Below are 19955 nucleotides of genomic sequence, written 5' to 3' on the forward strand. Positions count from 1 at the left end.
CAGTCTCAGTCCGACATGACCTACCGTCAAGAAGGTGAACTGTCTTCAACTATTGAACAGATAGCCATTTTGACCCTTCGTCAGGGAGAAGCATTCCCGGGCGCATCGGCCCGGCCGCTGTCAGGCGTCCTGTGCGGGGAGGGTGGGCGCGAGTAGGGTCGCAGCAGTCCCAGGGCCGATGGCCGAACCCGGTTGTCACAGGGGCGTGGTAGAAAACGAGTCGCCCGGTGGGGGAGCGCCGGGGCTCGACGGACGGGGCAGGGGGTTGGGTATGGGCGAAGCAGTGACGGTGCGTGAGGCCGCGGCGGCGGATCTGGACGCCGCAGTGGCGCTGTGGACGCTTTCGCATGTCGTCAGGCGCAACGGCAGGCCCCTGCCCGAGGCTCATATCGTCTCGGCCCATCAGCGGATGGCGTCGCCGGAGGCCTTAGTCCTGCTGGCTCACGACTCGGGCGACGGTGCCGACGAGTCCCACGGCGAGCCGGACGGGAAGTCCGACAAGGACTCCGAGCACGACCTCGGCATCATCGGCACCATCATGGGAGTCCAGGGGCGCGATGACGAAGGCGCCGGGCCGCCGGTCGCGGGTCTGGTCCACATATCCCTGCTCAGCGTCGCCCCCGACCGCTGGGGTCAGCACATCGGTCGGCTGCTGGTCGAGGAGACCATCAACCGCGCTGTGGCCGGCGGCTTCGAGCAGGCCCAACTCTGGACCCACGCCGACAATCTGAGGGCCAATCGGCTCTACAAGGCGATGGGCTTCCGCCGCAGCGGCCGGGTCAAGGTGGACGACTGGGGCGAGCTGCTGGTCCACTACCGTCGATCACTGGTCACCCGGTAACGCCGACAGGCCCTCACTCCAGGGCCGTCATTCCAGGACCCTCATTCCAGGACCGTCACTCCAGGGGCACTGGTCCGCTCCGCCCCTGGCGGGGGACGGCCGGGGCCGTGGTGTCGGCGAACTCCCGTACCGCGCTGGTCCGGCTGACCACGCGGCCGCCGTGCACCACCACCCTGCTGTGTCCGCCCGAGAGCACCCCGCGCAGGGTGTCCCCGCGTACCGCGAGGATGTCCGCGGGGGCGCCGGGGGCCACCAGTACCGGGGCCAGCCCGAGGGCCCACCGTGCCGCGCCGCTGACCCGCTCGTATGCCTCCACCTCGTCCAGCTCGCCCGATGCGGCCAGCAGGAACGCCGCCTCCAGCGGATCCACCCGGCCGACCGGATTCGCCAGGTCCCGCAGCGCGCCGCTGCCGGCGGCCACGGCGACCCCGGCCGCCAGCAGCCGCCGGACCGGCGCCCGCTGGGCGACCCGCGCCCGTCCCGGTCCCCGCCCCGCCGCCACGCAGTACCCGCTCTGCGGCAGCAGGACGACGGCCATCCCGGCCGAGGCGAGCCGGTCGATCGCCCGTGTCGCGTCCTCGGGGCGCTGGAGTTCGAGCGCGGCGCACGGGCCGACGGTCACCCGCTGCGGGAACTGGCCGAACACGGCCGCGAGCCGGGCGAGCCGGCGCGGATCCCCCAGGTCGGCATGGAGATCGACCGGACTCCGGCACTCGTCGGCGAGGGCCGCCACGGCGTCCAGGTGCGCATCCGGATCCGGGTCCTCCTCGGGGCAGCCGCCGACGGCGTGCGCCCCCATGGCCAGGGCCTCCCGCAGAGCCGCGCGCCCCTCCGCGCCGGACCGCCCGGTCAGCGTTCCGGGCAGCGGGACCACCTGAAGCTCCATCAGCCCGTGCAGGGCGCGGGCGGCCTGCAGTGCCGCGGTCATGGCCGTCAGCCCGTGGGCCCCGCCGATCCGGACATGTGTGCGCTGCACGGTCGCGCCGTAGCCCAGCCCGCTCAGCGCGGCCTCGGTGATCCGCCGCTGCAGTGCCTCCGCGCTCCCGCCGGCATCCGGTTCGGCGCAGGGGTTGAGCGGCGGCGTGGCGCTGAAGGCTTCGTCCAGATGCGCGTGCGGCTCCGTCGGGGCGGGAAGCAGCAGATACCCGGTGAGGTCCAGCCGGTCCGGTGCGCTGAGGCTCCCCGCAGGTCCGACCGACTCGATGCGCTCGCCGAGGATGCGGACATCCACCGCCCGGCCGTCGGCCTGCCGGGCGCCGGACAGCAACAGGGCGGGTCCACTGGGGGCGGCCGGGTGCTCCGGGGGCGTCTCGGCGGGCATCCGCTGCTCCTTCCCGCCGTGGCTCATGATCGCTCGCTCATGATCGCTCTTTGCGAGCCTAGGCCGCCGGTCCTGGCGCACTCGGGAGGCGCGTGGAGGCGTCGGGGAGTTCATAAGTCATACCGGCCCCTCGCCGTTCAAGGGGTGCTCGGGAGGCGCCCGAGGGGTGCGCGAGAGCGAACGTCTGAGCTGCGATGCAACGTCAGATTGGACTGCTCGGAAGCCCGGGAGGCCGCTCCAGGCCTGGGATCGGCGGGGGCGGAAACGGATTTCACGGATCGGCCGGGGAGCGTGTAATGTCTTCCTCGGCCAGCCCCTATAGCTCAGTCGGTAGAGCGTCTCCATGGTAAGGAGAAGGTCTGCGGTTCGATTCCGCATGGGGGCTCGGATGAGAGGGGGCCCCGCTTCGGCGGGGCACTCAATCGTCGTGGCGGTGTAGCTCAGTTGGTAGAGCAAGCGGCTCATAATCGCTGTGTCACCGGTTCAAGTCCGGTCACCGCTACCACGCCGTGTAGCCGATTGTAGGGTAACCCTCCCGGTCGGCTACTCTTGTCTGTGTTCATAACGTTGTCTGTCCGAGGAAGGCACTCCTGTGGCCGCCACTGATGTCCGCCCGAAGATCACGCTGGCCTGCGTGGAGTGCAAGGAGCGGAACTACATCACCAAGAAGAACCGGCGTAACGACCCGGACCGTCTTGAGATGAAGAAGCACTGCCCCCGTTGCAACTCGCACACCGCGCACCGCGAGACCCGCTGACCTCTGCGTTCCGTCGCACGTCCGGTGATATCGCCAAGGCCGTAACGGCGAAGGCCGCCCCCATCCGTGGGGGCGGCCTTCGCTGTGTCCCGGCCGGTTACCGTTCTCCTTGAACGACTTGCCTACTGACGTGTTGCACGACGAGGAGCCGCCCATGCCGCTCGATCCTTCCTTCATCGGGCGGACCTACCCGCCCACCGCGGCCTACGAGGTCGGCCGCGAGAAGATCCGCGAGTTCGCCGAGGCCGTCGGGGATGCCAACCCCGCCTATCTGGACCCAGATGCGGCGAAGGCGCTGGGACACCCCGATGTCATCGCGCCGCCGACCTTTCCCTTTGTGCTGACCTACCGCGCAGCGGCCCAGGTGGTGAACGATCCCGAGCTGGGCCTGGACTTCTCCCGGGTGGTCCACGGCGACCAGCGCTTCACCTACACCCGGCCGGTGCGCGCCGGCGACCGGCTCTCGGTCACCTGCACCATCGATTCGATCAAGTCCTTGGCCGGGAACGACATCCTCTCGGTCCGTGGCGACGTCCACGAGGAGAGCGGCGAGCACGTGGTGACCGCCTACATGATGCTGGTGGCTCGCGCCGCCGAGGGGGAGTGACGATGCCCGCACAGGTGAACTACGACGAGGTCGAGGTCGGCGCGCAGCTTCCGGCCCGCTCCTTCCCTGTGAACCGCGCCACTCTGGTGCAGTACGCGGGCGCTTCCGGGGACTTCAACCCCATCCACTGGAACGAGGCATTCGCCCGCTCGGTCGGTCTGCCGGACGTCATCGGGCACGGCATGTTCACCATGGCCGAGGCGATCCGGGTGGTCACCGACTGGCTGGGGGACCCCGGTGCGGTGGTGGAGTACGGCGTCCGCTTCACCAAGCCGGTCGTCGTTCCCAATGACGGGACCGGTGCCGTGATCGAGGTCACCGGCAAGGTCGCGGTGAAGCTCGACGACCGCCGGGTCCGGGTCGACCTGGTGGCCACCAGCGGCGGCGAAAAGGTGCTCGGCATGTCCCGCGCCGTGGTCCAGCTGACCTGACGTGCGCTGCCTGACCTGCGTTGCCTGACCTGCGCCGACGGAGGCGCCCCTCGGGATCTGTCCGGAGGGGCGCAGCCAAGTTTCCGGCACCCCTTGCGAAGTTAGTAATCAGCCACTAACTTAGTATCCATGGCGAAGACGAGCATGAGAATGACAGCGGAGGAGCGGCGCGAGAGCGTCATCCACGCCTCCATGATCGAGTTTGCCGAGCGTGGCTACAACGGCACCTCCACCCAGGCGATCGCCGATCGGGTCGGCGTCTCCCAGCCCTATCTGTTCCGACTCTTCCCCAACAAGCGGGCGCTGTTCGAGGCCGCGGTCCGGCGCTGCATGGAGGACGTCAGGGATGCCTTCCTCAAGGCGGCCGAGGGCCTGGAGGGCAAGGAGGCCCGGGAGGCCATGGGGTTCGCCTACTTCGACATGATCACCGACCGCAGCCGGCTGCTGATGCAGATGCAGATGTACGTCTCCACCTTCGCCGCCGAGTCGGCGGGCGACACCGAGGTGGGGGAGGCGGTCCGGGCCATGTGGGTCGACCTCTGGGACTCGGTGTCGGCGGCGGCCGGGATGACCCCGGAGGAGACCACCAGCTTCTTCGCCGAAGGGATGCTGATCAACGCGCTGGTCGCGATGGGCTTCCCGCCGGAGCACCGGATCTGGGAGGGCTGCTTGAAGTCCGACGGCTGCTAGGGCCGGCCGGGGGCGGAGCGCCTTTCTCTTCGTTTCTCTCTGTCCGCGAAAGTTATTGATCGATAACTCATCAGGTTCCCCCCGAGTCGGGGGGCTTCAACCAAGGGAACCGTCATGCGCAAGGGAAACCCCGCAGTCTGGGCCTTCGTGATCACCAGCACCGCCGGCTTCATGGCCGCGCTGGACAACCTGGTCGTCACCACCGCCCTGCCCTCCATCCGGACCCACCTCGGCGGCGGCATCACCGACCTCGAGTGGACCGTCAACGCCTACACCCTCACCTTCGCTGTGCTGCTGATGCTCGGCGCCGCGCTGGGCGACCGCTTCGGCCGCCGCCGCCTCTTCACCATCGGCCTCGGCCTCTTCACCCTCTCCTCCATGGCCGCGGCACTGGCCCCGGGCATCGGCGAACTCATCGCCGCCCGGGCCGCCCAGGGCGTGGGAGCCGCACTGCTCACCCCGGTCAGCCTGACCCTGCTCACCTCGGCAGTGCCCCCGGCCAGGCGCGGCCTGGCCTTCGGGGCCTGGGGTGCGGTGAACGGCATGGCCATCGCGATGGGTCCGCTGATCGGCGGCACCGTGGTGGAGCACCTCTCCTGGCAGTGGATCTTCGCCCTGAACGTCCCGATCGGACTGGCCCTGCTGCCGCTGGCCCGACTGCGGCTGACCGAGAGCCGCGGCCCCAACAGCCGCCTCGACATCCCGGGCACCGCCCTGGCCAGCGCCGCACTCTTCGGCATCGTCTTCGCCCTGATCCGCGGCAACTCCGACGGCTGGACCAGCTCCACCGTCCTGGCCGCCCTGGTCTCCGGCGTCCTGCTGCTGATCGGGTTCGTGGCCTGGGAACTGCGCACCGACGCCCCGCTGCTGCCGATGCGGCTGTTCCGCAACCGTGCCTTCGCCGCCGTGAACGGCGCCTCGCTGCTGATGTCCGTGGGCATGTTCGGCTCGATCTTCCTGCTCAGCCAGTGGCTGCAGACCGCCCAGGGTTACAGCCCGATGGAGGCCGGCGTCCGGATGCTCCCCTGGACCGCGATGCCCATGGTCGTCGCACCGTTCGCCGGGATGCTGGCCGACCGGATCGGCGGACGGATCATCATCGCCGCCGGACTCGCCCTGCAGGCCACCGGGCTGCTCTGGTTCGCACTGATCGTCGCCGCCCATGTCGACTACAGCTCGCAGATTCCCGCGCTGGTCCTCTCCGGGGTCGGGATGGCGCTCTTCTTCGCCCCGGTCACCACCGTGCTCATGGGTTCGGTGAAGCCGGAGGAGCAGGGAGTCGCCTCGGGGGCGAACAACGCCTTCCGAGAGATCGGCGGTGCCCTCGGTGTGGCCGTGCTCACGTCGGTCTTCACCGCCAGCGGGGACTTCAGCAGCGCCCAGCGCTACGCCGACGGGCTGGCCCCGGCGCTCTGGGTCGGCGCGGCCGCCATCGCCGCCGCGACGGTCGCCGCGCTGATCGTCCCGCGGTGGCGCCGGAACGCCACCCCGGTTCCTGACGCGGCGCAGAGCGCGCCCGCGCTCACCCCGGTCGTCTGACCGCCGCGCGCAGCCAGTTGCCGGCCTTGCGGTCCGAGCCCTGCCCGCCCCACCCGGGGCGGGCAGGGCTGCTCCAGGTCCACCCTTAGGCTGGTCCCGTGCAGGAACTCCAGGACGCCCCCCTCGCCCCGCTGACCACCATCCGTCTCGGCGGACCGGCCCGAAGGCTGGTGACCGCCACCACCGACGCCGAGGTGGTCGAGACCGTCCGGCGCGCGGACCGGTCCGGTGAACCCTTGCTGGTCATCGGCGGCGGGAGCAATCTGGTGATCGGCGACAAGGGCTTCGAGGGAACCGTGCTCCACATCGCGACCCGCGGTCGTGATCTCGACGGAACCGCCCTGGAGGCCGCGGCCGGCGAGATCTGGACCGATCTGGTCGACGAGACGGTGCTCCGCCACGGCCTGGCCGGCATCGAGTTCCTGGCCGGCATCCCCGGCTCGGTCGGCGCCACGCCGGTCCAGAACGTCGGCGCCTACGGCCAGGAGGTCGCGGACACCATCACCGAGGTGGTCGCCTTCGACCGCAGCGCCGACAGTGTGGTGACCCTGGCCGGGACGGACTGCGCGTTCTCCTACCGGCACAGCCGGTTCAAGGCGGCGCCCGAGCGCTATGTGGTGCTCCGGGTGCGTTTCGCCCTGGCGGACGCCGACGGTCTCTCCACCCCGGTCCGCTACGCCGAGGCGGCCCGCACCCTCGGCGTCGAGCCGGGGGAGCGGGTGGAGCTCACCGCGGCGCGCGAGGCCGTCCTGAAACTGCGCTCCGGCAAGGGCATGGTCCTCGACCCGGCCGACCATGACACCTGGTCGGCCGGATCCTTCTTCACCAATCCGGTTCTCGCCCCGGAACAGTTCGCCGCCTTCTCCGCCCGGGTCCGCGACCGCCTCGGCCCGGACGCCGCCTTCCCCGCGTATCCGGCGGCGGACGGCAGCACCAAGACCTCGGCCGCCTGGCTGATCGAGAAGTCGGGCTTCAGCAAGGGGTACGGCTCCGGCCCCGCCCGACTCTCCGGCAAACACACCCTGGCCCTGACCAACCGCGGCCAGGCCACCACCGAGGACCTCCTGGCCCTCGCTCGCGAGATCCGGGCCGGGGTCCAGGCCGCCTTCGGCGTCACCCTGGTCAACGAGCCGGTCCTGGTCGGTGCGGAGCTCTAGGGCCTTTCCGGCGCCGTCCCGCTCAGCTCACCAGCCAGCCGTCCACACCGGCCAGCAACTCCTTCTTCACCATGTCCGGGGCTCGCGAACCACGCACCGACTGCCGGGCCAGCTCGGCCAGTTCGGCGTCGCTGAAGCCGTGCACGGTCCGCGCCGACTCGTACTGCTCGGCCAGGCGAGAGCCGAACAGCAGTGGGTCGTCCGCGCCCAGCGCCATGGGCACCCCGGCTTCGAACAGGGTGCGCAGCGGTACGTCCTCCGGCTTCTCGTACACGCCCAGCGCCACGTTCGACGCCGGGCACACCTCGCAGGTGATCTGACGGTCCGCCAGCCGCTGCATCAACCGCGGGTCCTCGGCCGCGCGCACCCCGTGGCCGATCCGCCCCGCGCCCAGATCGTCCAGGCAGTCCCGGACGCTGGAGGGGCCGGCCAGCTCGCCGCCGTGCGGAGCCGCCAGCAGCCCGCCCTCCCTGGCGATCGCGAAGGCCCGGTCGAAGTCCCTTGCCATTCCCCGTCGTTCGTCATTGGACAGGCCGAAACCGACCACGCCGCGGTCGGCGTAGCGGATCGCCAGCCGTGCGAGCGTACGGGCGTCCAGCGGGTGCTTCATCCGGTTGGCGGCGATCAGGATCCTGATGCCGACCCCGGTGGCCCGTGAGGCGTCCTGCACCGCCCCGAGGATCAGCTCGATGGCCGGGATCAGGCCGCCCAGCCTGGGCGCATAGGAGGTCGGGTCGACCTGGATCTCCAGCCAGCCGCTGCCGTCGGCCCGTTCGTCCTCGGCGGCCTCGTGCACCAGTCGCCGTATGTCGTCCTCGTCGCGCAGCACCGAGCGCGCCATGTCGTAGAGCCGCTGGAAGCGGAACCAGCCGCGTTCGTCAGTCGCCCTGAGCTTCGGCGGGGTGCCGGAACTCAGCGCCTCCGGCAGATGCACTCCGTGCTTGTCGGCGAGCTCCAGCAGCGTGGCCGGACGCATGGAGCCGGTGAAGTGCAGATGCAGATGGGCCTTGGGCAGCAGACGAACATCGCGGACGGCCGGCGCGGTGGGTACCTGTTCCATCCACAGATCTTTGCGTACTCAGCCTGATGGCGGAAAACAACCTGGTCAAGACGCTCGATCGAGTGAATTCGACCATGCGGTTCGACCGGACGAGGGGCCCGCAGACCGGCTGCGGCCGGGCCTACGGGCCCCGTCCCGGTGGAGGTCGCAGGGGTCAGTCCCGGGCCTCACCGAGCAGCCGCTGCAGCCGGGAGACGCCCTCGACCAGGTCCTCGTCGCCCAGCGCGTACGACAGCCGCAGGTACCCCGGCGTGCCGAAGGCCTCGCCCGGCACCACCGCGACCTCGGCCTCGTCCAGGATCAGCGCGGCCAGCTCCGCGGACGACTTCGCCCGCCGGCCCCGGATCTCCTTGTCCAGCAGGCCCTTCACCGAGGGGTACGCGTAGAAGGCGCCCTCGGGCTCCGGGCAGACCACCCCGGCGATCTCGTTCAGCATCCGCACGATCGTCTTCCGGCGCCGGTCGAAGGCCACCTTCATCTCGTCCACCGCGGTCAGGTCCCCCGACACCGCCGCCAGCGCCGCGACCTGCGCGACATTGCTCACATTGGAGGTCGCGTGCGACTGCAGGTTGGTCGCCGCCTTGATCACGTCCTGCGGGCCGATCACCCACCCGACCCGCCAGCCGGTCATCGCATAGGTCTTGGCGACGCCGTTGACCACGATGCACTTGCCGGCCAGCTCCGGCACCGCCACCGGCAAGGAGACGAACTCCGCGTCGCCGTAGACCAGGTGCTCGTAGATCTCGTCGGTCAGCACCCAGAGGCCGTGCTCCGCCGCCCAGCGGCCCACCGCCTCCACCTCGGCGCGGGTGTAGACGGCTCCGGTCGGGTTGGAGGGCGAGACGAACAGCAGCACCTTGGTGTTCTCGGTGCGCGCGGCCTCCAGCTGCTCCACCGACACCTTGTAGCCGGTGGTCTCGTCGGCGACCACGTCGACCGCGACGCCGCCCGCCAGCTGGATCGACTCCGGGTAGGTGGTCCAGTACGGCGCGGGGACGACGACCTCGTCGCCCGGGTCCAGGATCGCGGCGAAGGCCTCGTAGATGGCCTGCTTGCCGCCGTTGGTCACCAGCACCTGCGAGGCGTCGACGGCCCAGCCGGAGTCCCGCAGGGTCTTCGCCGCGATGGCGGCCTTGAGCTCGGGCAGCCCGCCGGCCGGGGTGTACCGGTGGTTCTTCGGGTCGCGGCAGGCGGCCACGGCCGCGTCCACGATGTAGCCGGGCGTCGGGAAGTCGGGCTCGCCGGCGCCGAAACCGATCACCGGACGCCCGGCGGCCTTGAGGGCCTTGGCCTTGGCGTCGACGGCGAGGGTCGCGGACTCCGCGATGGCGCCGATACGGGCCGAGACCCGACGGTCGGCCGGACGGATGCTGGGGTCTGGGTGGGGAAACGCAGCGCTCATGCCTGAATGCTCCCAGAAGCCGCGCCGCCCGGGCATCGAGGTTTCGCCGGACGGTCGGGCCCGTGGTCGCCGCTCGCCCCGCCGCGGGTGCTCCGAGCAGCGATGCCGCCCGCCGGGCCCGGGAGCGGCCGCGGACCGGCAGGTGCTATCCATTCGACCAATTACCGTTCCACCCCCTACACTCAAGCCTCGATGGTCCCGCCCGAAGGCTCAGGGTGCAGCGTTCACCGCGCAGGCACCCCGATACGGTAGGTTGGGCCTCGCGAATCCGGTGGTTGCGGATTCAAAGGGTCGTAGCTCAATTGGTAGAGCACCGGTCTCCAAAACCGGCGGTTGGGGGTTCAAGTCCCTCCGGCCCTGCTGTCCGCCCTGTTGCCTGACGGCGACAGGCGGTACCGTCAGCACTGCATTCCCGAGACCGCAAGCACTGCGGCTCTCGCAACAGGTACCCGGATTCAGGTGAGGGACGAGTGACGGAGACCGTGGGCTCCACCGCGACACCTGACAGTGGTAACGCGGCGGACGAACAGAGCGAGACTCTGTCCCGCCGCGACCGCAAGCGTGCCAACAAGGCCGCAGGCAAGGACGGCAAGAAGAAGCGTGGGGATCGCCCCAACATCTTCGCCCGAGTCGCGCTCTTCTACCGGCAGATCATCGCCGAGCTGCGCAAGGTCGTCTGGCCGAGCCGCAATGACCTCACCACCTACACCACGGTCGTCGTGGTCTTCGTCGTGGTGATCATGGCTCTGGTCTACGGCCTGGACACCGGGTTCTCGTCGCTCGCCAAGCTCATCTTCGCCTGACCGGCGTTTCCCCCAGGACCGGGTCGGCCCGGTCCGAGCCGTCGTGGGACAACCCGGTCCGGGCGCTCCGCTACCGTTGTGTCGGTATCGTTGAGTATCCGAGCCGCCCGCAGCCAAGCCCTGCTTCTCCCTGTGGACGGTCCGGTACCGTCCCACCTTTCATCTCCAGGAAGAAGCAGCCAACGTGTCTGAGTCCCACCTGTACGACGCCGCGCAGGCCCCCGAGGCTGACGAAGCCGTCGAGTCGGCCGACGCTGCGGAGCAGGACGCGTCTGCGTGGGCCGAGGCCGACGACTCCGCCGAGCAGATCATCGAAAACGCCGATGGTGACGAAGACGAGGTCGAGGCTGCCGACGCCGCCGACGGCGAGTCCGCCGAGAAGGAGGCGCTGACCGTGGTCACCGCCGACGAGTCCGAGGCCCTCGAAGCGGCCGAGGAGGCCGAAGCCGAGGTTGACGAGGCCGACGTCGAGGAGGTCGAGGTCGACCCGATCGTCGCGTTCCGCGAGGAGCTGCGCACGGCCGCCGGCGAGTGGTACGTCATCCACACCTACGCCGGCTACGAGAACCGGGTGAAGTCCAACCTGGAGCAGCGCGCCGTCTCGCTCAACGTCGAGGACTACATCTACCAGGCCGAGGTGCCCCAGGAAGAGGTCGTCCAGATCAAGAACGGCGAGCGCAAGACGACCCGCCAGAACAAGCTCCCCGGCTACGTGCTGGTGCGCATGGACCTCACCAACGAGTCCTGGGGCGTGGTCCGCAACACCCCCGGCGTCACCGGCTTCGTCGGCAACGCCTACGACCCGTACCCGCTGACCCTGGACGAGGTCGTCAAGATGCTCGCCCCCGAGGTCGAGCGCGCCGCGGCCCGCGAGGCCGGCCGTCCGGTGCAGGTCAACTCCTCCGACATCCAGGTCCTGGACTTCGAGGTCGGCGACTCGGTCACCGTCACCGACGGCCCCTTCGCCACCCTCCAGGCGACGATCAACGAGATCAACCCGGACTCCAAGAAGGTCAAGGGCCTCGTCGAGATCTTCGGCCGGGAGACCCCGGTGGAGCTCTCCTTCGACCAGATCGCCAAGAACGACTGATCAGCGGGCAGCAGCAGCGCCGAGGGCCCCGTACCGCGAAGGTACGGGGCCCTCGCGCATGGGTGGGCGCACTGCCGAACCTCCGGCGGAGCCGCCCCCAGGACCGTGATTTAGGATCGCTGCCCCTTTCGGGCTATCCTGGTTCGATGTGTGCGCGGAGCCGGACCGTTCGGTCGGCGAGCCACACGGAAACCCAAGGCCCCGCCGCCGTGCTTCCGCACGCCGGTCGGGAACACCTCTCGTAAGGACCCGGAGAGAGCATGCCTCCCAAGAAGAAGAAGGTCACGGGGCTTATCAAGCTCCAGATCAACGCCGGTGCGGCCAACCCCGCGCCGCCCGTCGGCCCTGCCCTGGGTCAGCACGGCGTCAACATCATGGAGTTCTGCAAGGCCTACAACGCCGCGACCGAGTCGCAGCGTGGCATGGTCGTGCCGGTGGAGATCACGGTCTACGAAGACCGCTCCTTCACCTTCATCACCAAGACTCCGCCGGCCGCCAAGCTGATCCTCAAGGCCGCAGGCGTGGAGAAGGGCTCCGGCGAGCCGCACAAGACCAAGGTCGCCAAGATCACGGCTGCCCAGGTCCGTGAGATCGCCACCACCAAGCTGCCCGACCTGAACGCCAACTCCCTGGAGCAGGCCGACAAGATCATCGCGGGCACCGCCCGTTCGATGGGCATCACCGTCGAGGGCTGAGTACTCCTCAGTCCCTGAACGGTCGTGGTAGGGCCGAGCGCGGCCCGCAGCCACCACAACTCCACGTCTTTTATCCACAGGAGCAGCAGTGAAGCGCAGCAAGGCTCTGAACGCCGCGGCGGAGAAGATCGACCGCGAGCGTCTGTACGCCCCCCTCGAGGCGATTCGCCTCGCCAAGGAGACCTCCACCTCCAAGTTCGACGGCACCGTCGAGGTCGCCATGCGTCTGGGTGTCGACCCGCGCAAGGCCGACCAGATGGTCCGCAGCACCGTCAACCTCCCGCACGGCACCGGCAAGACCGCCCGGGTCCTGGTCTTCGCGACCGGTGACCGCGCCGAGGCCGCGCGTGCTGCGGGCGCCGACATCGTCGGCGCCGACGAGCTGATCGACGAGGTCGCCAAGGGCCGCCTGGACTTCGACGCCGTCGTGTCCACCCCGGACCTCATGGGCAAGGTCGGTCGTCTGGGCCGGGTGCTCGGCCCCCGCGGCCTGATGCCGAACCCGAAGACCGGCACCGTGACCCCGGACGTGGCCAAGGCCGTGACCGAGATCAAGGGCGGCAAGATCGAGTTCCGCGTCGACAAGCACTCGAACCTGCACCTGATCATCGGCAAGGTGTCCTTCGACACCGAGAAGCTGGTCGAGAACTACGCCGCCGCCCTGGACGAGGTGCTCCGCGCCAAGCCGTCCGCCTCCAAGGGCCGGTACATCCGCAAGGTCGCGATCAGCACCACGATCGGCCCCGGCATCCCGGTCGACCCGAGCCGCACCCGCAACCTCCTCGTCGAGGAGGACCCGGCTTCCGTCTGATCCCTGATCAGCTTGGCCAGGTCGCAGCAGCAGCGATACGACGGGCCGGTTCCCCTTCTGTCACGGAAGGGGAACCGGCCCGTCGTCGTGTCAGTCCTCGGGTGTAGCGTCTGCTCGCAGATCTCGTACGAACCACAGGGGGGATTCACATGCGCCGTACCCGTGCGCTCTGCCTCACCACCACTGCCGCCGTGGCGCTCGCCGCTCTGACGGCCTGTTCCGGCTCGACCGCGAAGACGGCGTCCGATGCCGCCTCCAAGGGCGTCAGCGGTGCCAAGTCGGCCGTGCTCAGCGTCGCCGACGCACTGTCGCTGACGACGAAGAAGACCTCGACCTTCACCACCGCCAAGATGACCATGACGATGGTCATACCCAAGGTCGGCGTCTCGGTCATGACTGGCACGGTGTCCCACAACCCGATCGCGCTGGACGCGACCATGACCAACCCTCAGCTGCCCGACGGTATGCACCTGCTGATGTCCGGCACCACCGAGTACGTCACCATGGGCGCCGCCGGGGCGAAGGAGTTCGGCGGCAAGCACTGGCTCAAGATGGACTTCTCGAAGATGGGGGCCGTGGGCAAGGCCCTCGCCGACAGCGTCAACAAGAGCAACAGCCAGGACCCTGCCACCTCGGTCAAGCTGCTCACCGCATCCGGTGACGTCAAGCGCGTCGGCACGGAGGTGGTGGACGGCGTGTCCACCACGCGCTACTCCGGCACGGTCGACCTGAAGAAGCTGGCCTCCTCGGACCCGGACCTCAAAACCATCGCCGACCAGGCGGCCAAGACCGGCATGACCACCGAGAAGGTGGACATGTGGGTCAACGACCAGAGCCTTCCGGTGAAGTTCCACGAGACCGCCACGACGCCCCAGGGCACGGTGGACATCACCATCGACTACTCCGACTTCAGCAACACCCCGGTGAAGATCACTGTGCCTCCGGCGAGCGACACCGAGGACCTGGCCTCGCTCACCAAGTAGCCGATTCCCAAGTGCGCCCGGTGGGCGATTTGCCCGCCGGGCGTGTCATCACGTAGCTTGGTCCTTGCCACAGACCGCTGGTTGTTGTCGCGTGCCCTGCAAGGGGAGGACGCGAGGACCGAAGGCTCCGCGAATGCGGACGACCCGCGCAGGATGGATGAGGACAATCGCGCTCCGGATGCATGCCGCAAGGCATGGCCGCCGTTGAGCATGTGAAGCCCCGTGCGCCTGCGCCGGGGCCGTTCTGTTTTTCTCGAACACTTTCTTCCGGCGGTATGGGCGTAGCAGGTCGACTCAACGGTCGGCCACGCATCGACATCACGGAAGGAGGCGTAAGCCTATGGCAAGGCCCGACAAGGCTGCCGCTGTCGCAGAGCTGACGGACAAGTTCCGTGGCTCCAACGCGGCGGTGCTGACCGAGTACCGCGGTCTGACCGTGGCGCAGCTGAAGACGCTGCGTCGCTCGCTCGGCGACAACGCCAATTACGCCGTGGTGAAGAACACGCTGACCAAGATCGCGGCCAACGAGGCCGGGATCTCTGAGCTCGACGACCTGTTCTCGGGTCCGACGGCTGTCGCCTTCGTCGCCGGTGACCCGGTGGAGTCGGCGAAGGCTCTGCGTGACTTCGCCAAGGACAACCCTGCGCTGATCATCAAGGGCGGTGTCCTTGACGGTAAGGCGCTGTCCGCCGATGACATCAAGAAGCTCGCGGACCTCGAGTCCCGCGAGGTGCTGCTCGCCAAGCTGGCCGGTGGCCTGAAGGCGTCGATGGCCAAGGCCGCCGCCACCTTCCAGGCTCCCCTCACGGAGTTCGCCCGCACCGCGGAAGCTCTCCGGGCCAAGGTCGAGCAGGGCGGTGCCGGTACGCCGGCTCCCGCCGCCGAGGACGAGGTGGCGGAGTAACCACTCCGTCGTCTCCTGCCTTGCAGCGGGCCCGTACGCCCGCCTATCCGTACATCCGGCACCTGCCGAAATAGTGGAAGGACGCCATCATGGCGAAGCTGTCCCAGGAAGAGCTGCTCGAGCAGTTCGCCGAGCTCACCCTCATCGAGCTCTCCGAGTTCGTGAAGGCGTTCGAGGAGAAGTTCGACGTCAAGGCTGCCGCCCCGGTCGCCGTCGCCGCCGGTGGTGGCGCTGCCGCCGCTGTCGAGGCCGTCGAGGAGCAGGACGAGTTCGATGTCGTGCTCACCTCCTCCGGCGACAAGAAGATCCAGGTCATCAAGGAGGTGCGCGCCCTCACCTCCCTCGGCCTGAAGGAGGCCAAGGACCTCGTTGACGGCGTGCCCGCCACCGTCCTGGAGAAGGTCGCCAAGGAGGCCGCCGAGAAGGCCAAGGCCGCTCTCGAGGCCGCCGGCGCTTCCGTCACCGTCAAGTAATCACGGTTACTGGCTGGCGGTTCGCCTGCCGGCCGTGAGGCCGGTACGAACCTCTGAACCGAGGCGCTCACCCGTACGGGTGAGCGCCTCGGTTTTTTGTTTGCCGGGTCCATCCCGCCACTGCTGTCCGATCTATGACGATCCGCCACTTCTGTCGCCGAGGTGCTCCCCACCGCCCTCCAGGGCGAGTATGGTGATCGTCGTCGCTGCGGGTACGACCTGTCCGCAGCGGGCGCCGCAGGCTTCGGGGGCCACTCCCGGAGCCGCACCAGCGGTCGCCGCGCGGCCACCCCACCAGGGCAGTCGCCCGGCCCGACCGCCGGCCCCGGGATCGGACCGCAGCTCTCCCCGAGGGGTCTCCGGAGGGGTCCTCCGACGGGTTCACCGGGGGCTCGCCCTTGACGAACGGCACGCGGCGCGCAATTCTCAGGACGCGAGGTTGTACCTCCGCCAGGAGGTCGCGGCAGGCAGCGCGGCACGTACGGCAGCAGGCACGGCAGCGAGCAAATCTCAGGTTCCAGGCATGGAACCGGGGTGTGGTGGGGAATACACACCCAGTAGGCAGTAACCGCCCCAGGGGCGCCCTCGACGGGGGTTGCACCGCGAGGTAGGGAGTTCGAAGATTCGGTCTCCGAATCCGGACTGGACAGCAGTGTGCCGTCTGGCTACACTGTCCCTTTGCGCTGCCTTTTAGCTGCTCCGTGACTCGACCCCCGGAGTACGCACTACCCCGACCAGGGGTGGCACCCCGTTTGCGCACTGGCTCTGACCTGGAGAAATCTCCAGGCCCCTGAGCTCGTGTGGAAGCGCGGATGCTACCCGTGCGACGGGTGGGCCCGGTACGCGCGTAGTGAGTCCGAGCCCTCGGAAGGACCCCCTCTTGGCCGCCTCGCGCAACGCCTCGAACAACTCCGCATCCACCGCACCGCTCCGTATTTCCTTCGCGAAGATTCGTGAGCCCCTCGAGGTTCCCAACCTCCTCGCCCTGCAGACCGAGAGCTTCGACTGGCTCCTCGGCAATCAGGCGTGGAAGGACAGGGTCGAGGCGTCGCTCGCAGAAGGACACGACGTCCCGCAGAAGTCCGGCCTGGAGGAGATCTTCGAGGAGATCTCCCCGATCGAGGACTTCTCCGGTTCGATGTCGCTGACCTTCCGCGACCACCGCTTCGAGCCCCCCAAGAACTCGATCGACGAGTGCAAGGACCGCGACTTCACCTTCGCGGCCCCGCTCTTCGTCACCGCCGAGTTCACCAACAACGAGACCGGCGAGATCAAGTCGCAGACGGTCTTCATGGGCGACTTCCCGCTCATGACCCACAAGGGCACCTTCGTGATCAACGGCACCGAGCGTGTCGTCGTCTCACAGCTGGTGCGCTCCCCGGGCGTCTACTTCGACACCACCCTGGACAAGACGTCCGACAAGGACATCTACTCCGCCAAGGTCATCCCGTCCCGTGGTGCCTGGCTCGAGCTCGAGATCGACAAGCGCGACATGGTCGGTGTCCGCATCGACCGCAAGCGCAAGCAGTCCGTCACCGTGCTGCTGAAGGCCCTCGGCTGGACCTCCGAGCAGATCCTGGAGGAGTTCGGCCAGTACGAGTCGATGCGCGCCACCCTGGAGAAGGACCACACCCAGGGCCAGGACGACGCACTGCTCGACATCTACCGCAAGCTGCGTCCGGGCGAGCCGCCGACCCGCGAGGCCGCGCAGACGCTTCTGGAGAACCTCTACTTCAACCCGAAGCGCTACGACCTCGCCAAGGTCGGCCGGTACAAGATCAACAAGAAGCTCGGCGTGGAGCAGCCCCTCGACGGCGGCGTTCTCACCACGGACGACATCCTTGCCACGATCAAGTACCTGGTCCAGCTGCACGCCGGTGAGACCGAGACGGTCGCCCCGAACGGCAGCACGATCGTCGTCGAGGACGACGACATCGACCACTTCGGCAACCGTCGCCTCCGCAATGTCGGCGAGCTGATCCAGAACCAGGTCCGTACGGGTCTCGCCCGTATGGAGCGGGTCGTGCGCGAGCGCATGACCACCCAGGACGTCGAGGCCATCACGCCGCAGACGCTGATCAACATCCGGCCGGTCGTCGCCTCCATCAAGGAGTTCTTCGGCACCAGCCAGCTGTCCCAGTTCATGGACCAGACGAACCCGCTGTCGGGGCTGACCCACAAGCGTCGTCTGTCCGCGCTGGGCCCCGGTGGTCTGTCCCGTGAGCGGGCCGGCTTCGAGGTCCGTGACGTGCACCCGTCCCACTACGGACGCATGTGCCCGATCGAGACCCCGGAAGGACCGAACATCGGTCTGATCGGTTCGCTCGCCTCCTACGGCCGGGTCAACGCCTTCGGCTTTGTGGAGACCCCGTACCGCAAGGTCGTCGAGGGTGTCGTCACCGACAGCATCGACTACCTGACCGCGGACGAGGAGGACCGGTTCGTCATCGCCCAGGCCAACGCGCCGCTGACCGATGACAACCACTTCGCCGAGGGCCGTGTGCTGGTCCGCCGCCGTGGCGGCGAGATCGACTACATCCCCGGTGTCGAGATCGACTACATGGACGTCTCGCCGCGCCAGATGGTGTCCGTCGCCACCGCGATGATCCCCTTCCTGGAGCACGACGACGCCAACCGCGCCCTGATGGGCGCGAACATGATGCGTCAGGCGGTGCCGCTGCTGAAGAGCGAGGCCCCGCTGGTCGGCACCGGCATGGAGTACCGCGCCGCGGTCGACGCCGCCGATGTCATCGCCGCCGAGAAGTCCGGTGTGGTCCAGGAGGTCTCCGCCGACTACGTCACGGTGGCCAACGACGACGGCACCTACACCACGTACCGCGTGGCCAAGTTCACCCGCTCCAACCAGGGCACCTCCTTCAACCAGAAGGTCGTCGTGGACGAGGGCGCACGGATCGAGGTCGGGCAGGTCCTGGCCGACGGTCCCTGCACCGACGAGGGCGAGATGGCCCTCGGCAAGAACCTGCTCGTGGCGTTCATGCCCTGGGAGGGTCACAACTACGAGGACGCGATCATCCTGTCGCAGCGCCTCGTGCAGGACGACGTCCTCTCCTCGATCCACATCGAGGAGCACGAGGTCGACGCCCGTGACACCAAGCTGGGCCCGGAGGAGATCACCCGGGACATCCCGAACGTCTCCGAGGAGGTCCTCGCGGACCTGGACGAGCGCGGCATCATCCGCATCGGCGCCGATGTCACCACCGGTGACATCCTGGTCGGCAAGGTCACGCCCAAGGGCGAGACCGAGCTGACCCCGGAGGAGCGCCTGCTGCGCGCCATCTTCGGTGAGAAGGCCCGTGAGGTCCGCGACACCTCGCTGAAGGTGCCGCACGGTGAGCAGGGCAAGGTCATCGGCGTCCGCGTCTTCGACCGCGAGGAGGGCGACGAGCTGCCGCCCGGCGTCAACCAGCTGGTCCGGGTCTACGTGGCCCAGAAGCGCAAGATCACCAACGGTGACAAGCTGGCCGGCCGGCACGGCAACAAGGGTGTCATCTCCAAGATCCTTCCGGTCGAGGACATGCCCTTCCTCGAGGACGGCACCCCGGTCGACATCGTGCTCAACCCCCTCGGCGTCCCGTCCCGGATGAACCCGGGACAGGTGCTGGAGACCCACCTCGGCTGGCTCGCCAAGACCGGCTGGGACGTCTCCGGACTCTCCGAGGAGTGGGCCCGCCGGCTGCAGAAGATCGGGGCCGACAAGGCCGTCGGTGGCACCAACCTCGCCACCCCGGTCTTCGACGGCGCCCGCGAGGACGAGATCACCGGTCTGCTCGACCACACCACCCTCACCCGGGACGGCGACCGTCTGGTCGGCTCCTCGGGCAAGGCGCGGATGTTCGACGGCCGCTCCGGTGAGCCGTTCCCGATGCCGATCTCGGTCGGCTACATGTACATCCTCAAGCTGCACCACCTGGTCGACGACAAGCTCCACGCCCGTTCGACCGGTCCGTACTCCATGATCACCCAGCAGCCGCTGGGTGGTAAGGCGCAGTTCGGTGGTCAGCGCTTCGGTGAGATGGAGGTGTGGGCGCTGGAGGCGTACGGCGCCGCCTACGCCCTCCAGGAACTGCTCACCATCAAGTCCGACGACGTGCTCGGCCGCGTGAAGGTCTACGAGGCCATCGTCAAGGGCGAGAACATCCCCGAGCCCGGCATCCCCGAGTCCTTCAAGGTGCTCATCAAGGAGATGCAGTCGCTCTGCCTGAACGTGGAGGTGCTGTCCTCGGACGGCATGTCCATCGAGATGCGTGACTCCGACGAGGACGTGTTCCGCGCCGCCGAGGAGCTCGGTATCGACCTGTCCCGGCGAGAGCCGAGCAGCGTCGAAGAGGTCTGACGAGGGTCCGGGTCGGCGCTGTGGAACCAGCGCCGGC

The 19955-nt window shown here is 68.7% G+C and carries 18 protein-coding genes and 3 tRNA genes; 18 read left to right on the top strand and 3 right to left on the bottom strand.

Annotation, left to right across the window (positions count from 1 at the left end; translation table 11 throughout):
- The first annotated feature begins 271 nt into the window (after positions 1-271).
- Complete coding sequence (locus tag ABH941_RS12000; RefSeq protein ID WP_370128913.1) at positions 272-841, top strand: GNAT family N-acetyltransferase; 570 nt, start codon at positions 272-274, stop codon at positions 839-841.
- Between the two features lie 55 nt (positions 842-896).
- Here ABH941_RS12000 and ABH941_RS12005 read toward each other — a convergent pair whose 3' ends face one another.
- Positions 897-2162, bottom strand: coding sequence for an amidohydrolase family protein (locus ABH941_RS12005; protein WP_370128914.1), 1266 nt, complete (start codon positions 2160-2162; stop codon positions 897-899).
- Positions 2163-2474: 312 nt separating this feature from the next.
- On the opposite strand from ABH941_RS12005, the gene ABH941_RS12010 reads away from it, so the two are divergent.
- The 8 genes from ABH941_RS12010 to ABH941_RS12045 all read left to right on the top strand — a co-directional run bounded on the left by ABH941_RS12010 (position 2475) and on the right by ABH941_RS12045 (position 7343).
- A tRNA-Thr gene (locus ABH941_RS12010) sits at positions 2475-2547 on the top strand.
- A gap of 44 nt (positions 2548-2591) precedes the next feature.
- Positions 2592-2667, top strand: a tRNA-Met gene (locus ABH941_RS12015).
- A gap of 87 nt (positions 2668-2754) precedes the next feature.
- Complete coding sequence (gene rpmG, locus ABH941_RS12020; RefSeq protein ID WP_006604855.1) at positions 2755-2919, top strand: 50S ribosomal protein L33; 165 nt, start codon at positions 2755-2757, stop codon at positions 2917-2919.
- Positions 2920-3073: 154 nt separating this feature from the next.
- A complete protein-coding gene (locus tag ABH941_RS12025) occupies positions 3074-3526 on the top strand; it encodes a MaoC family dehydratase N-terminal domain-containing protein (RefSeq protein ID WP_134003883.1) in 453 nt (150 codons plus the stop codon).
- Between the two features lie 2 nt (positions 3527-3528).
- Positions 3529-3957 (top strand): MaoC family dehydratase, encoded by a 429-nt coding sequence (locus tag ABH941_RS12030; protein WP_370128915.1) that lies wholly within the window; start codon positions 3529-3531, stop codon positions 3955-3957.
- Between the two features lie 129 nt (positions 3958-4086).
- Complete coding sequence (locus ABH941_RS12035; protein WP_370128916.1) at positions 4087-4647, top strand: TetR/AcrR family transcriptional regulator; 561 nt, start codon at positions 4087-4089, stop codon at positions 4645-4647.
- Positions 4648-4761: 114 nt separating this feature from the next.
- Entirely contained in the window at positions 4762-6186 is a 1425-nt protein-coding gene (locus ABH941_RS12040; RefSeq protein WP_370128917.1) for a DHA2 family efflux MFS transporter permease subunit, read from the top strand.
- 98 nt (positions 6187-6284) lie between these two features.
- Positions 6285-7343, top strand: a complete 1059-nt coding sequence (locus tag ABH941_RS12045; RefSeq protein WP_370128918.1) for a UDP-N-acetylmuramate dehydrogenase — start codon at positions 6285-6287, stop codon at positions 7341-7343.
- Between the two features lie 22 nt (positions 7344-7365).
- On the opposite strand, the gene ABH941_RS12050 is transcribed toward ABH941_RS12045, so the two are convergent.
- Both ABH941_RS12050 and ABH941_RS12055 read right to left on the bottom strand, forming a co-directional pair.
- The gene (locus tag ABH941_RS12050; protein WP_370128919.1) at positions 7366-8403 is read right to left on the bottom strand and encodes an adenosine deaminase; all 1038 of its coding nucleotides are present in this window, start codon (positions 8401-8403) and stop codon (positions 7366-7368) included.
- Positions 8404-8557: 154 nt separating this feature from the next.
- Complete coding sequence (locus ABH941_RS12055) at positions 8558-9805, bottom strand: pyridoxal phosphate-dependent aminotransferase (RefSeq protein ID WP_370128920.1); 1248 nt, start codon at positions 9803-9805, stop codon at positions 8558-8560.
- A 287-nt stretch (positions 9806-10092) separates the two neighbouring features.
- On the opposite strand from ABH941_RS12055, the gene ABH941_RS12060 reads away from it, so the two are divergent.
- The 9 genes from ABH941_RS12060 (at position 10093) to rpoB (ending at position 19918) form a co-directional block, all read left to right on the top strand.
- Positions 10093-10165, top strand: a tRNA-Trp gene (locus ABH941_RS12060).
- A 110-nt stretch (positions 10166-10275) separates the two neighbouring features.
- The gene (gene secE, locus ABH941_RS12065) at positions 10276-10608 is read left to right on the top strand and encodes a preprotein translocase subunit SecE (RefSeq protein WP_370128921.1); all 333 of its coding nucleotides are present in this window, start codon (positions 10276-10278) and stop codon (positions 10606-10608) included.
- 184 nt (positions 10609-10792) lie between these two features.
- Positions 10793-11698 (top strand): transcription termination/antitermination protein NusG, encoded by a 906-nt coding sequence (gene nusG / locus ABH941_RS12070; protein ID WP_370128922.1) that lies wholly within the window; start codon positions 10793-10795, stop codon positions 11696-11698.
- A gap of 260 nt (positions 11699-11958) precedes the next feature.
- On the top strand, positions 11959-12393 hold the full coding sequence (gene rplK / locus ABH941_RS12075) for a 50S ribosomal protein L11 (protein ID WP_030251677.1): 435 nt from the start codon (positions 11959-11961) through the stop codon (positions 12391-12393).
- An 88-nt stretch (positions 12394-12481) separates the two neighbouring features.
- Entirely contained in the window at positions 12482-13204 is a 723-nt protein-coding gene (gene rplA / locus ABH941_RS12080) for a 50S ribosomal protein L1 (RefSeq protein ID WP_134003900.1), read from the top strand.
- Positions 13205-13353: 149 nt separating this feature from the next.
- A complete protein-coding gene (locus ABH941_RS12085) occupies positions 13354-14187 on the top strand; it encodes a hypothetical protein (protein WP_370128923.1) in 834 nt (277 codons plus the stop codon).
- Between the two features lie 340 nt (positions 14188-14527).
- Positions 14528-15091 carry a 50S ribosomal protein L10 gene (gene rplJ, locus ABH941_RS12090; RefSeq protein WP_030251668.1) on the top strand — a complete coding sequence of 188 codons (564 nt, stop codon included), beginning with the start codon at positions 14528-14530 and terminating at the stop codon, positions 15089-15091.
- Positions 15092-15180: 89 nt separating this feature from the next.
- Positions 15181-15564: a 50S ribosomal protein L7/L12 gene (gene rplL, locus ABH941_RS12095; RefSeq protein WP_134003904.1), complete on the top strand. Its 384-nt coding sequence runs from the start codon at positions 15181-15183 to the stop codon at positions 15562-15564.
- A gap of 880 nt (positions 15565-16444) precedes the next feature.
- Positions 16445-19918, top strand: a complete 3474-nt coding sequence (gene rpoB / locus ABH941_RS12100) for a DNA-directed RNA polymerase subunit beta (protein ID WP_134003906.1) — start codon at positions 16445-16447, stop codon at positions 19916-19918.
- The last annotated feature ends 37 nt before the right edge of the window (positions 19919-19955 follow it).

Origin of the sequence: Streptacidiphilus sp. EB103A, from assembly GCF_041261405.1 — a bacterium.
Classification (GTDB): domain Bacteria; phylum Actinomycetota; class Actinomycetes; order Streptomycetales; family Streptomycetaceae; genus Streptacidiphilus.